At 68.0% G+C, this 12,227-nt stretch carries 14 protein-coding genes; 1 reads left to right on the forward strand and 13 read right to left on the reverse strand.

Features of this window, described 5'->3' with window-relative positions; genetic code table 11:
* From ACI38Z_RS05660 to ACI38Z_RS05715, 12 genes are all read right to left on the reverse strand, one after another.
* Positions 1-1,895 (reverse strand): chromosome segregation SMC family protein (locus ACI38Z_RS05660; RefSeq protein WP_439789221.1); only part of this gene is annotated, 1,895 nt, incomplete at its 3' end.
* Positions 1,896-1,923: 28 nt separating this feature from the next.
* Positions 1,924-2,628, reverse strand: a complete 705-nt coding sequence (gene rnc, locus ACI38Z_RS05665) for a ribonuclease III (protein WP_439789222.1) — start codon at positions 2,626-2,628, stop codon at positions 1,924-1,926.
* A gap of 23 nt (positions 2,629-2,651) precedes the next feature.
* A complete protein-coding gene (locus tag ACI38Z_RS05670) occupies positions 2,652-2,906 on the reverse strand; it encodes a phosphopantetheine-binding protein (protein WP_439789223.1) in 255 nt (84 codons plus the stop codon).
* Positions 2,907-2,955: 49 nt separating this feature from the next.
* Positions 2,956-3,951: a phosphate acyltransferase PlsX gene (gene plsX, locus ACI38Z_RS05675; RefSeq protein WP_439789224.1), complete on the reverse strand. Its 996-nt coding sequence runs from the start codon at positions 3,949-3,951 to the stop codon at positions 2,956-2,958.
* Positions 3,952-4,044: 93 nt separating this feature from the next.
* On the reverse strand, positions 4,045-4,224 hold the full coding sequence (rpmF, locus tag ACI38Z_RS05680) for a 50S ribosomal protein L32 (protein ID WP_009279317.1): 180 nt from the start codon (positions 4,222-4,224) through the stop codon (positions 4,045-4,047).
* Between the two features lie 189 nt (positions 4,225-4,413).
* The gene (locus ACI38Z_RS05685; RefSeq protein ID WP_439789225.1) at positions 4,414-4,977 is read right to left on the reverse strand and encodes a YceD family protein; all 564 of its coding nucleotides are present in this window, start codon (positions 4,975-4,977) and stop codon (positions 4,414-4,416) included.
* A gap of 5 nt (positions 4,978-4,982) precedes the next feature.
* Positions 4,983-5,480 (reverse strand): ATPase, encoded by a 498-nt coding sequence (locus ACI38Z_RS05690; protein WP_439789226.1) that lies wholly within the window; start codon positions 5,478-5,480, stop codon positions 4,983-4,985.
* Between the two features lie 105 nt (positions 5,481-5,585).
* On the reverse strand, positions 5,586-6,101 hold the full coding sequence (coaD, locus tag ACI38Z_RS05695) for a pantetheine-phosphate adenylyltransferase (RefSeq protein ID WP_439789227.1): 516 nt from the start codon (positions 6,099-6,101) through the stop codon (positions 5,586-5,588).
* Complete coding sequence (locus ACI38Z_RS05700; RefSeq protein WP_439789228.1) at positions 6,091-6,696, reverse strand: RsmD family RNA methyltransferase; 606 nt, start codon at positions 6,694-6,696, stop codon at positions 6,091-6,093. The genes coaD and ACI38Z_RS05700 overlap by 11 nt, the downstream gene beginning before the upstream one ends.
* Complete coding sequence (gene recG / locus ACI38Z_RS05705) at positions 6,693-8,855, reverse strand: ATP-dependent DNA helicase RecG (protein ID WP_439789233.1); 2,163 nt, start codon at positions 8,853-8,855, stop codon at positions 6,693-6,695. The genes ACI38Z_RS05700 and recG overlap by 4 nt, the downstream gene beginning before the upstream one ends.
* 19 nt (positions 8,856-8,874) lie before the next feature.
* Positions 8,875-10,551, reverse strand: a complete 1,677-nt coding sequence (locus ACI38Z_RS05710) for a DAK2 domain-containing protein (RefSeq protein WP_439789229.1) — start codon at positions 10,549-10,551, stop codon at positions 8,875-8,877.
* A gap of 46 nt (positions 10,552-10,597) precedes the next feature.
* Positions 10,598-10,945, reverse strand: a complete 348-nt coding sequence (locus tag ACI38Z_RS05715) for an Asp23/Gls24 family envelope stress response protein (protein ID WP_439789230.1) — start codon at positions 10,943-10,945, stop codon at positions 10,598-10,600.
* Between the two features lie 292 nt (positions 10,946-11,237).
* Here ACI38Z_RS05715 and rpmB point away from each other — a divergent pair, with 292 nt between their 5' ends.
* Positions 11,238-11,438 (forward strand): 50S ribosomal protein L28, encoded by a 201-nt coding sequence (rpmB, locus tag ACI38Z_RS05720; protein ID WP_439789231.1) that lies wholly within the window; start codon positions 11,238-11,240, stop codon positions 11,436-11,438.
* A 228-nt stretch (positions 11,439-11,666) separates the two neighbouring features.
* Here the strand turns inward: rpmB and ACI38Z_RS05725 are convergent.
* On the reverse strand, positions 11,667-12,227 hold a 561-nt coding region (locus tag ACI38Z_RS05725), incomplete at its 5' end, for a thiamine diphosphokinase (protein ID WP_439789232.1).

Here is a 12,227-nt window from a genome sequence, read left to right on the forward strand (position 1 = left end):
GCCTTCCCGTGCGCGTCGAGCGCCGCACGGACGTCGTCCACCACGCGAACGTCGCCCAGGAGCGCGTCCACGAGGCCCCGCGCGTCCTCACGCACGGCGAGCTCGTCCACGATGCCCCTGCCGGGGGCATCGACGGGGCGAGAAGCGCCACCCTCGGACAGCGCGGCGACCGTGGCCCTGCCCTTCTCGCCCGACTTGAGCGCCGCCTCCACGAGGGTCGCGACGCCGTCGGCATCCCTTGCCACGAGTGCGAGGACGTCCTCGCCCAGGAGCGCCTCGACGATGCCCTCGAGCTCCTGCGGCGCCTCGAAGAGGTCCGCCACGCGGCACTCGATGGCGTCAGCCTGGCGCTTTGAGAGCGCCGCCACGAGCTTGCTCGCGTTCTCCGTCTGGGCCTCGACTGCCTCGAGCGCCCTCAGCGTCGCCTTGGACGAGGAGAGCCTGCCGCGGGCGTCGCCCTCCTCCGAGCGCGCGCGGGACACGGCGTCCTTGCGGTCGCGGATCTTGGCGACGGCCGCGTCCTCGGCCTCGCGGGCGCGGGCGAGCTCGTCCTCCAGGCGCCTCGCGTCGGCCCTGCGCCCGTCGAGCGCCTCCGTGGCCGTCCTGACGCCATCCTCGATCTGCTTGAGGCGGCTCTCGAACATCTGGTCCTCGACCTCGGCGTTCGAGATCTGGTCGCGCGCCTTTGCGAAGGCGAGCGTCTCCGCGTCAGCCGTCCGCTGCGACGCGCGCACGTCGGCCGTGAGCTGCGCGACCCTCTTGCCGAGGGAGCGCCTGCGCTCGCTCGCCTCGCGCGCGGCCGGACCGAGCTCCGCAACGCGGGACTGCAGCTCGTCGGCCCTCACGCGGGCGTCCGAATACTCCCCCGCCACGCGCTCGTGCTCCTCCGACGCCTCGCGCGACTGGCGCTCCATGGCGGAGAGGTTCATGCGCATCTCGGAGAGGCGCGAGACCATGTTCTTGCCCTTCTCCTCCAGAAGGCGCATGTCCGAGTCCATCCTGCCGAGGAGGTCCTGCATCCGGCGGCGCTGCTCGCCGAGGTCGCCCACGAAGATGCCCTTCTGCTCGAGGAGGGACTGGTACTTCTCGAGGTCGCGGTTCTTCTCGTCCAGGCGGTACTGGGCGAGCTCGATGGCGGCGTCGGCCTCCTTGCCGCGCTCCGTGAGCACGCCGTAGCGGTCCTGCAGCTGGCGCAGGTCGTCCACGAGGAGCGTGGTCTCGAGCTCGTCGAGCTGCTTCGTGAGGCCGCGGTGGTGGCGAGCCTTGTCGACCTGTCGCTCGAGGGGCCTGAGCTGGCGGTTGATCTCGCGCTCGATGTCCTTGGCGCGTGTGAGGTTGTCCTGCATCGCCTTGAGCTTGCGCTCCGAGCGCTCCTTGCGGCGGCGGTGCTTGGATATGCCGGCAGCCTCCTCCACGAGCTCGCGGCGCTCCTCGGGGCGGCTCGCGAGGATGGAGTCAAGCTTGCCCTGGCTGATGATGGAGTGCGTGTCCTTGCCGAGGCCGGAGTCGTGCAGGATGTCCGTGATGTCGCGCAGACGCGCCGGGGCGCCGTTGATGAGGTACTCGGACTCGCCCGATCGGTACATGCGCCGCGTGATGGCGATGTCCGAGAAGTCGATGGGCAGCGTCCGGTCCGTGTTGTCGAGCACGATGGTGACCTCGGCGAGGCCCACGGCCTGGCGGCCGGAGGAGCCCGAGAAGATCACATCCTCCATCGCCTGGCCGCGCAGCATCTTGGCGCTCTGCTCGCCCAGGACCCAGAGGATGGAGTCCGATATGTTCGACTTGCCGCTGCCGTTGGGCCCGACCACGACCGTGAGGCCGGGGTCGAACACGAGCTGCGTCTTGTCGGCAAAGGACTTGAAGCCCTTGAGGGTGAGCGACTTCAGATACACGTCGGACGGAAACCTTTCTGCGTCGGGGCTACTCTTGCTTCTGTTGGTAGCCCATGCGCTCGAGCGCATCGAGCGCGGCGGCGCTCTCCGACTCCTTCTTGGAGCAGCCGGTGCCCCTGCCCACGCGCCTGCCGTCCACCAGGACGACCGAGGTGAACGTGGGCTTGTGCGCGGGGCCCTCCTCGCCCTCGAGCTTGTACTCGGGCGCGCAGCGCATGTCGCGCTGCGTCACCTCCTGCAGGCGCGACTTGGGCGAGAGGGGCCTCTCGGCGAGCTTGGGTGACATGTAGGGAGTGAGGGTCTCCTTCACGAACTCGTGCGTCACCTCGAAGCCGGCGTCCAGGTAGAGAGCGCCCACGATGGACTCGTACACGTTCTCGAGCGCGGAGTGCATGCCGCGCGCGCCGGTGCCCTTCTCGGACTCGCCGAAGACGATGACGTCGCCGATGCCGAGCTTGCCCGCCGCGTCCGAGAGCGTCTTGCCGCTCACGAGCGAGATCTTCATGCGCGTGAGCCCACCCTCGTCCATGGCGGGGAACTGCTCGAAGAGGTCCGTCGCCACCATGGCGCCCAGGATGGAGTCGCCCAGGAACTCGAGCCGCTCGTACGACGCCGAGACGGGCTTGCCCTCGACGGCCGACGGATGGGTGATGGCAGACGTGATGAGCGTCTTGTCCTTGAACTCGTGGCCGCAGATCTTCTCGACTGCCGCCACCCTCTGATGAATCTTCAAATCCCTGTATCCCCTTAGGTGCCCTACGAGAGCTGGCCCTGCACGAGGTCGACGGTCTGGCCGATCGTGTTGATCGACGACATGTCAGCCCCGTCGAGCGCGTCCTCGAGCTTGATGTCGAACTCCTCCTCGAGCGCGACCATGATCTCGAGCTGGTCGAAGGAGTCCGCACCGAGGTCCTTGAGCGTGGTGGACTCGTCAAGCGTTACGTCATCCGCGAGTCCCAGCGCGTCTCGCACGCAGGCCTCGACCTTCTGGGCGATCTCAGAGCGTTCCATGTGGGCTCCTTCTGATTTTGATGGTGCCATACACGACGATTGTACCCTGCTAGCGCTCCTCGGCAATCGTGTGGGCGATTTTGTCCACAAGCTCGCCGCGCACGGCAGCGGCCGTCGCCAGGGTGCCGTGCTTGACGGCCTCGACGGACGTCGCGCCGTGCCCGATGAACACGGGCGCCTTCACGCCGAGCAGGGCCGCCCCGCCATACGCGTCGCCCGAGAGGTCCGCCGCGATCGACTTGAGCGCCGGCTTGAGGAGCCCCGCGCCCAGGAGCGCGCGCTTGGACTCCTTGGTGGCGTTCATCACGCGCTTCATGATGAACTTTGCCGTACCCTCGATGGACTTGAGCGCGACGTTGCCCGCGAAGCCGTCCGTCACGATCACGTCGAAGCGGCCCGTGAGGATGTCCGTGCCCTCGCAGTTGCCCACGAACCACGTGTCGCCGCCGGCCGCGGCGAGCGCCTCGTGCTCGGCCACGACGGCCTCCGAGCCCTTGGTGTCCTCCGACCCGTTGGAGAGGAGCGCCACCTTGGGATCCTCGACGCCGAGGGCGATCCTCGAGTAGGCGCGGCCCATGTGCGCGAACTGCACGAGCATCTCGGGACGGACGTCGGCGTTTGCGCCCATGTCCAGGTACACGGTGTTCTTTCCGGAAAGGCCCGGCACGGCGCAGGCGATGGCCGGGCGCTTGATGCCCCTGATCCTGCCCACGCCGAACGTCGCCGCTGCGAATATCGCGCCCGTGGAGCCGGCGGAGAAGAACCCGTCCGCCTCCCCGGCCCGCACGGCGGCGAGGCCCCTCACGATGCTGGAGTCCTTCTTCTCGCGGATGGCCTCGGTGGGGTGCTCCCCCATGCCGATGGTCTGGGTGGTCACGAGTGCCGTGGCACGGTCGTGCCTCTCGCAGAACGGTGCGACGACGTCCTCGTTGCCTGCCACGAGGACCTTGAGGTCCTGGTCCTGCGCGAGCGCCGCCTCGACGCCGTCGAGGACAACCTGCGGCTCCCTGTCTCCACCCATTGCGTCAACGCAGATGGTACACATGACTTCCTCCTCAAGGTCGCGCCGCGGCGCATCCATACGAAAGGAGACCGACCCCAGAAGGGCCGGCCTCCTAGGCCTCGTCTCTCATGACGACTACTCGGTCACGACGACCTCGCGGTCCTTGTAGTAGCCACAGTTGGGGCACACGTGGTGCGGAAGCTTAGGTGCGCCACACTGCGGGCAGACGGAACGTGCCGGAGCGGCGAGCTTGCTGTTGGCCGAACGACGAGTGTGCGTGGCGCCGCGGCCCTTCTTTTGCTTGGGTACTGCCATCTTGAACCTCTCTTAGACTCACTCTTTGCCAGGCCTCTGGGGCCTGAGCGGTCTTCCATAAAACACACGAGAAGAGACTATACCACGTGCTGACGCTCTGGGTGGCGCGATAGCAATTCTCCACGCCAAATTTCGCGATGCTCACGGTTTTGACGCAATTGCGACGGCCGTGGGACGCGCGGACTATCGCTAGTCGTCCAGGTGCAGGTCCCTGAGCGCACTGAACGGGCTCGCGTCCATGCGGTCGCGCTCGCGCTCGGCCTCGATCTGCGCGCCGTGGCCGCAGTCGACCTCGTTGAGGTTCGCGCCGCAGACGGGGCAGAGGCCCTTGCAGTCCTCCCGGCACAGCACGACGAACGGGGTCTCCATCAGGAGCGCGGACGTGAGCGCGTCCGTGAGGTCGATCGTGTTGTCGGGGCCGACGAGCGCGAAGTCCACGTCGTCGTCATCGTCCTGGTCGACCGGCTCCTGCGGCGCCTTGAACAGGTAGTACTCGTCCACCTCGCCGTTCACGTCGAACTCGGCCTTGCCGAGGCAGCGGTCGCAGGTGCCCTCGACGTGCGCGCGGAGCATGCCTGTCGCAAGGATGCCCTCGCCCGCGTTCGTGAGCACGAGGTCGTAGTCGATTCCCTCGGGCAGCTTGAAGTCGTGCCCGCCCAGGGAGTAGCCCTTCTCGTCCAGATGGCCCGATACGGGCAGCGTGTCCCCGGCCTCCTGGAGGCGGGTGTCAAGAATCTGCGTGACCTTCTGCATGGCGGCTACCAGTTGACGTCGTTGGACTGGTTGCGGGCGCCGGAGTTCTCGTCGAGCGTCTGGCGCACGCGCGTGACCGAGGTGGTGAGGGACTTGAGGTTGTCCTCGAGGTGCGCGAGGACGGTGTCCGCGTACTCCTCGGCGTTGTAGCGGGTGTCGCGCTCGTACTGCGCGGCCTTGTCGCGGATGTCGTCGGCCTGCTGCTGGGCGAGGCGCACGACCTCCTGGTCGCCCGCGAGGATCATGGCCTGCTGCTGGGCGTCCGCGATGATGGCGTCGGCCTGCTGCTGGGCGCGCTCGAGCGTCTCGGCCTCCTCCTTCACGATGCGCCTGGCGTCGGCGAACTCCTGCGGGAACTTGTCGCGAATCTCGTCCAGGATCTCGTAGATCGCGTCGGCGTTGACGATCCTCTTCTGGTTGCCGCCCGTGAGCGGCACCTTGCCCTCGCTCACGATCTGCTCGATCTCGCCAACCAGGCTCTCTATTTCCTCACCCGGTTGCATACGGGTCTCCTTTCGACTTCCGTGCGGCCCGACGGTGCGTTCGCGCCGCGGCCGCGTCGCCCTATAGTATCAGATTAGCGCCAGCTGCCGTCAACACCTGCACATTTAACGCGTGCGATAGTGCCCCTCCAGGTGGTGCTCCACCACCTTGGGCACCAGGAACGAGACGTCGGTCCCAAGCGACGCCAGCTCGCGCACGATCGAGGACGACACGTAGCCGTACTTGGGGTTGGACATGACGAAGACGGACTCGATGTCCGGCGCCATGTTGCTGTTGAGGTCCGCCTGCTGGAGCTCGTACTCGAAGTCGGTCATGGCGCGCAGGCCCTTGACCACGCCGCCGGCGTCGACCTCCTTGCAGAACGAGACGAGCAGCCCCGAGAACGGCCTGACCTCCACGCCGTCCGTGAGGTCGCACTCCTCGAGCGCCTCGAGCAGCATGTCCACGCGCTCGTCGAGCGAGAAGGTCGGCCCCGTGCCGTTCTTCCCCACCGACGCCGCGACCCCAACCGTGACGTGCGGGAAGAGCCTTCGCGCCCGGCCGATCACGTCCAGGTGGCCAAACGTGACCGGGTCGAACGTACCCGGCACGACAACGCGCTCGATCCTGTCAGACTTCATGCGACTCCCCCGCATCCGCGTCCTTCTCCTCCAGCTCAAGAATCTCGACCGTCGTGATGCCGTGGCTCTTCTCGCGCAGCCTCCTTGCGTCCGCGAGCGCCAGCCCCGGCTCCTTTGACGCGTGCTCGTACAGCACGAGCGAACGCGCGGCCAGGAGGCCGGATCCGCGCAGGTCGCCTACGAGGCGGCTCACGTCCGCGCTCGACACCGCGTACGGCGGGTCGAGCACCACGAGCGAGAAGGGCGCGCCCCTCATGCCCGGGCGCCATGCCAGGCGAAAGACGTCCCCCGCGAGCACGTGCGAGACGCCCTCCGCGCCGAGCGAGCGGGCGTTCCTGCGCACGCGCGCCGCGGCGCCGCGGTCGCGGTCCACGAACGTGCAGCTCGCGGCCCCGCGTGAGAGGAGCTCGAAGCCGATGGCCCCCGAGCCCGCGAAGGCGTCGAGCACGCTCACGCCCGAGAGGTCGAGCCCGAAGGCCGAGAGCACCATGGACGCCATGGACTCCCTCGTGCGGTCCGTGGTGGGACGCGTCACGTCGCGCCCGTCCGGCGCCTCGAGGGGGTGTCCCCTCCACCTGCCACCGACTATCCTCATGCGCGGAGCACCTCCTCGAAGTATGCGCCAAAGCGGTCGCGGACCTCCATCGCGAGCGGCCGCAGCTCGTCCGACGAGAGCGTCGCGTCCCTTGCCACGATGCGCTCGGCGTCCTCGTGCGCCCAGGCCACGAGGTCCGCGTCCTCCGCAAGGTCCACGAGCCTGAGCGAGACGCCGCCATGCTGGCGCAGGCCCAGCACCTCGCCCTCGTGACGGAGCCTCAGGTCGAGCTCCGCAAGCTCGAACCCGTCCGACGTCCTCTCCAGCGCCTGCAGCCGCTCGCGGGCCGTCGTGTTCTGCTTGGCGGCGCACTCCAGGAAGACCTCGCCGGACCAGTCGCCGCGGCCGACGCGCCCGCGCAGCTGGTGCAGGGTCGCAAGGCCGAAGCGGTCCGCGTCGTACACCAGCATGACCGTGGCGTTGGGCACGTCGACGCCGACCTCGATCACCGTCGTGCTCACGAGGACGTCCAGGTCGCCCCGGCGGAACGACTCCATGGCCTCGTCCTTCTCGTCCGCGGACATCCTGCCCGTGAGCAGCCCCACGCGCAGGCCCTTGAGGGCCCCGCGCTCGAGCTCGCGCTGTGTCTGCACGGCGGAGTGGATTCTGGAAGCCGCGGAACGCGACGCCTCCGGCACGTCGTCGAGCTCGGAGCCATCGTCCTTCTCGTCCACCAGGGGGCACACCACGTAGGCCTGGTGGCCCGCCTCGCACGCCTCGCGGATGGCGCCGTACGCGAGGTCCGCGCTCTCGGGCGGGATGCACTTTGTGGTGACCCCCGCTCCGGCGCGCGGCCGCTTTGTGATGCGCGAGCACTGCATGTCGCCGTAGAGCGACAGCGCGAGCGTCCTGGGGATGGGCGTCGCCGTCATGGCCAGGAGGTCGGCGCCCGCGCCCTTCTCGCGAAGCGCCGCCCTCTGTCCCACGCCAAAGCGGTGCTGCTCGTCGATCACCACGAGCGAGAGCCGCCGGAACGCGACGTCGTCCGAGAGGAGCGCCGTCGTGCCGAAGGCCACGCACACGTCACCCGTCGCCAGGGCCGCTGCCGCCTCCTGCCGCGCCCTCGCGTCCGTCGCGCCCGTGACCAGGCGCCACGTGATGCCCGCCGCGTCCAGGAGCGGACCGAGCTTCTGCGCGTACTGGCGCGCCAGGACCGACGTGGGCGCCATGACCGCGGCCTGGCTTCCCGTGTCCGCCACGGCGGCGAGCGCCACGGCCGCGACGGCCGTCTTGCCCGTGCCGACGTCACCCAGGAGCAGCCGGTTCATCACGTGGTCCGACCCCATGTCCGCAAGGATCTGGTCGGCCGCGGCGCGCTGCTCGTCCGTGAGCTCGAAGGGCATGGCGTCCAGCAGCGCCGCCATGCGCGGCCCGTCCGTCACGTGCGCGACGGGCGTGACGCCGCCCAGCTCCACCCGCTGCCGGGTGCGCAGCGCGAGCTGCAGGCAGAGCAGCTCGTCAAAGGCGAGCCTGCGCCGCGCGAGCTCCTTCAGCCCCATGCTCGAGGGAAAGTGCACCTCGCGGATGGCGCGCGCCAGCGTCATGAGCCCATGTTCCGCAACGATCCTCGCGGGGAGAAAGTCGGCCACGTCGCCCGCGTCCGCCACGGCGGCCGAGACGATCCTCCTCATCCACGCGGCGGACATGCCCTCCCCCACGGGGTGCACCGGCAGGATGCGCGCGAGGTCGCCCACGTCGTCCCCGCTGCCGAGCACCTCGAAGAACGGGGCCTTCATCTGCTTGAAGCCGTAGCCGAACGTGACCTTGCCGGATAGCGCCACCTGGTCGCCCTGCTTGAGCTGGTCCGCTATCCACGGCTGCCTGAAGAACGTCGCCTCGATCACGCCCGTCTGGTCCAGCAGGTAGACCTCCACGATCTGCATGCGGGGCCGCGGGCGCTTGAGCGTGACCTTGTCCACCGTCGCGACGACGGTGGCGACCTGTCCCACGTCGGCATGGGCGATGTCCGTCACGTTCGTGAAGTCGAGGTAGCGGCTCGGGACGTGCAGGAGGAGGTCGCGCACGCGCGTGATGCCAAGTCGCTCCAACGCAGTGCGTCTCGCGCCCGAAACGTACCTCAGGCGCGAGACGTCATCCGTGAGCGAGCAGGTCCTCGAGAGCCTCTCGCCCACCTCTGCGGTTGTCGGGACGCTGCCCACCACCTATGCCAGCTCTTCTCTACTCGATGGAGAACACGACCGGATAGAGCGGCTGCTCGCCGCGGTGGGAGTCGACCTCGAGGTCGGGCTGGGCCTTCTCGATCTCGTCCAGCAGGTGCTGGAACGCCTCGTCGGACAGGTCGGAGCCCGCGAGGATCGTGAGCGTGTCGCCCTCCTCCTCGTCCTGCATCTTGTTGATGAGCTCGACGGTGACCTTCTCGACGTCGTTGCCCACGACCTCGATCGCTCCGCCCTCGATGCCCATGACGTCGCCGCTGTGGATGGGCGTGCCGTCCGCCGCGCTGGAGTCGCGCACGGCCGTCGTGACCTCGCCGTCGCGCACCTCGCCGATGGCCTCGGTCATGTCCGCGACGTTGTCCTCGAGGCTGCCGTCCGGGTCGGCCACGAACATGGCCGCGAACGCCTGCAGCACGCTCTTGGTGGGCACGACCGCCGCCTTGATGCCCTCGACGGCCGAGACGGCCGCCTCGGATGCCATGCGGATGTTGCCGTTGTTGGGAAGCACGATGACGTTCTTCGCGTTGCACTCCTCGATGGCGCCCAGGATGTCGGCGGTCGAGGGGTTCATGGTCTGGCCGCCGGAGACGATGACGTCCACGCCGAGCGACTTGAGGATGTCCGCCTGGCCGCTGCCCGCGGCGACCGCCACGAAGCCGAGGTTCTTCTGCGGCTCCTTGGGCTTGGGCGCCTCTGCCTGCTTGTCCTCGCGGATGGACTCGGTGCGCTCCTGCGCCTCGAGGTCCATGTTGTGCACGAAGACGTTGTAGATCTGGCCGCGGTGCAGCATGTGGCGCAGCACGCGGTCCGGGCGGTTCGTGTGCACGTGGATCTTGTAGTCGGGGTTCGAGCCCACGAGCAGCTCGCAGTCGCCCATGGAGGCCAGGTACTTGAGGTTCGCATCCTCGTCGAAGTCCGGGCTGTCCGCGTGGAACAGGAACTCGGTGCAGTAGCGGTACTGCGAGCCCTCCCAGTCGTCGTTAATCTCGATGTCGACGACGTTCGCGACCTGCTTCTTCGCGTCGGCGGAGTCGACGGTGGTCTTGAAGTCGGAGACCTCGCCCGCCTTGCCCTCATAGGCGTTCACGAACGCCTCGATGAACGTGGCCAGGCCATAGGCGCCGGAGTCCACGACGCCGTTCTCCTTCAGCACGGGGAGAAGATCGGGCGTGCGTGCCACGGACTCGTATGCCTCGACCACGATGGCGTCCAGGGTCTCCTGCGGGGTGGCCTTGGCCTTCTCCATCTGGTCGGCCCTCGCGGAGACGTCCTTCAGCACCGTCAGGATGGTACCCTCGACGGGCTTGCGCACGGCCTTGAACGCGACCTTCACGCCGTTCCTCAGCGCGGCGGCGATGTCGGCCGTCGTGGCGTCCGGGCCCTTCGCCGCGGCGAGGCCCTCCGCGACGCCGCGCAGGATCTGGCTCGTGATGACGCCGGAGTTTCCGCGCGCGCCCATGAGGGAGCCGTGCGTGATGGCCTTCGCGATGTCCGCCATGGAGGCGTCGCTCGGGAGCGACTCGATCTCGCCCACGACGGTGCCGAGGGTGAGGGACATGTTCGTGCCCGTGTCCCCGTCGGGAACCGGGAAGACGTTGAGCTTGTTGATCTCGTCCGCCTTGTCGGCGACGACCTTCGCCGCGATGGGGAAGCAGGTTCGGACAACGTTGGCAATCATATTCTGGATGACCTCGTATTCCTGTTGGGTGCCAAGGGCGCGGGCGCTAGGCGCGCGTGCGCATCCCCTCGATGTGTACGCGTACCTCGACGTCGTCGAGCTCGGCGATCTTCCTCAGAATGAACTTCACGGAGCTCACGAGGTTGTCCGAGACCGAGCTCATGTTGATGCCCTGCTCGACGATCACGTGCAGGTCGATTATGACCTTGCCGCCCTCGCTCGAGACGTCGATGCCCTTGCGCAGCCGGTACGTGGGCAGCAGGCGGACGACGCCCTCCTGCTGGTCCGTCACGGCCATGCCCACGACGCCGTAGCACTCGAGCGCCGCGTAGCCGGCAAGGTCCGCGATGCAGTCGTTCGACACCTTGAGGGTTCCGGGAACGACGTTTGCCATGTAAGTCTCCTCTCGACCACGGCCCAGGCACGGCTGGGCATGATTCCAACACATAATAGCGCAGGGCACCCGCAAACGCCCCGCATGAATCTCCCGCCATGCGTGTTTGGTAGGACATTCGCCCCAAATGGGAGAATATCCAACACTGCGGGTCCACAATGCCTATGGTCGCCGCTACAAAACCACCACAAGAAGACGTGGTCTCGGCTTGCATAAGTCGTGCGCTGTGCTATATTTACACGGCACTTGAGAGATTACTGGCGCTAAGCGCCGCTCGTTGGAGGTCGTAATAATGTCGAAGGTATGTGATATCTGCGGTAAGCACGCTGTTGCTGGTCGCTCTGTTAGCCACTCCCACCGCACCGTCATCCGCAAGTTCAAGCCCAACATCCAGCGCGTCACCGTCTTCGAGGATGGCAAGCCCGTCAAGAAGAACGTCTGCACCCGCTGCCTCAAGAAGGGCAACGTCGCCCGTTCCGCCTACCAGGCGTAGCTTCGGCGAGAAGAGCTTACACAGCTAATTTGGGGAGGCCCGGAAGGGCCTCCCTTTTTGTGTCGCGACGACGCAGCGCCATCATCGCGGCGGTCTCCCCGTTTGCGGCAACCATCCCACAGTCATCCCATATATATGAGTGCCGGGGGAAAGGACGCCCGTCCTTCTCCCCCGGCCATTGGCTTTGCGATGCGCAAGCCTTGTGTGACGGCGTGCCGCAGCCGTCGTCTACCCCTTGAGCAGAAAGCAGGCCAGCCTGCCTGCGTGGCACGTGACGCTGGCGTCGGGCGCCGTGACGACGTTCGAGACGCCCTCGTCCCCCAGGAGGGGCAGCGCGCGATGGTCCAGCTCCCACTTGAGCCCGCGCTCGGACACGACGGTCCCCTCCGCCACGGCGATGGCGGAGAAGGACCTGCCCACGTCCTCCCCGCCCAGCCTCCACGTGGCGAGGCCCTCCGGGCCGAGCACGCGGCAGCTGAAGCCGTCCTCCGCGAGCAGGGGCGACGCGTCCGCCGCGGCAGCCAGCTGGCCGATGACCGCGAGCGCGTGGTCGGGCCTGCCGCCGGAGGCGCTCGTGACCGTGAGCTCCAGGCGCGCGCCCCTGCGGGCGGCCTCGTGCCTGGCGCAGTCTATGGCCAGGGCCAGGTCGGTCGCGTACTTCTCCACCGGGAACGCGATGTCGCGGCCCACGACGGATCGCGCCCACGCCACGGCGTCGCTCGTGGCGGAGTCCGCGTCGCCGCAGAAGACGTCGGGCCGCACGCCCGCGCGCATGAGCGCGTCCGCGCC

The organism is Parafannyhessea sp., assembly GCF_051876455.1.
Taxonomy (GTDB): Bacteria; Actinomycetota; Coriobacteriia; order Coriobacteriales; family Atopobiaceae; genus Parafannyhessea.

Excerpts from the sequence above, each read along its gene's own strand:
- coaD (WP_439789227.1), bottom strand. The coding sequence starts at position 6,101 with ATGAAGTCTGACAGGATCGAGCGCGTTGTCGTGCCGGGTACGTTCGAC.
- ACI38Z_RS05670 (WP_439789223.1), bottom strand. The coding sequence starts at position 2,906 with ATGGAACGCTCTGAGATCGCCCAGAAGGTCGAGGCCTGCGTGCGAGAC.
- plsX (WP_439789224.1), bottom strand. The coding sequence starts at position 3,951 with ATGTGTACCATCTGCGTTGACGCAATGGGTGGAGACAGGGAGCCGCAG.
- ACI38Z_RS05700 (WP_439789228.1), bottom strand. The coding sequence starts at position 6,696 with ATGAGGATAGTCGGTGGCAGGTGGAGGGGACACCCCCTCGAGGCGCCG.
- ACI38Z_RS05710 (WP_439789229.1), bottom strand. The coding sequence starts at position 10,551 with ATGATTGCCAACGTTGTCCGAACCTGCTTCCCCATCGCGGCGAAGGTC.
- rpmB (WP_439789231.1), top strand. The coding sequence starts at position 11,238 with ATGTCGAAGGTATGTGATATCTGCGGTAAGCACGCTGTTGCTGGTCGC.
- ACI38Z_RS05690 (WP_439789226.1), bottom strand. The coding sequence starts at position 5,480 with ATGCAACCGGGTGAGGAAATAGAGAGCCTGGTTGGCGAGATCGAGCAG.
- ACI38Z_RS05715 (WP_439789230.1), bottom strand. The coding sequence starts at position 10,945 with ATGGCAAACGTCGTTCCCGGAACCCTCAAGGTGTCGAACGACTGCATC.
- ACI38Z_RS05685 (WP_439789225.1), bottom strand. The coding sequence starts at position 4,977 with ATGCAGAAGGTCACGCAGATTCTTGACACCCGCCTCCAGGAGGCCGGG.
- rpmF (WP_009279317.1), bottom strand. The coding sequence starts at position 4,224 with ATGGCAGTACCCAAGCAAAAGAAGGGCCGCGGCGCCACGCACACTCGT.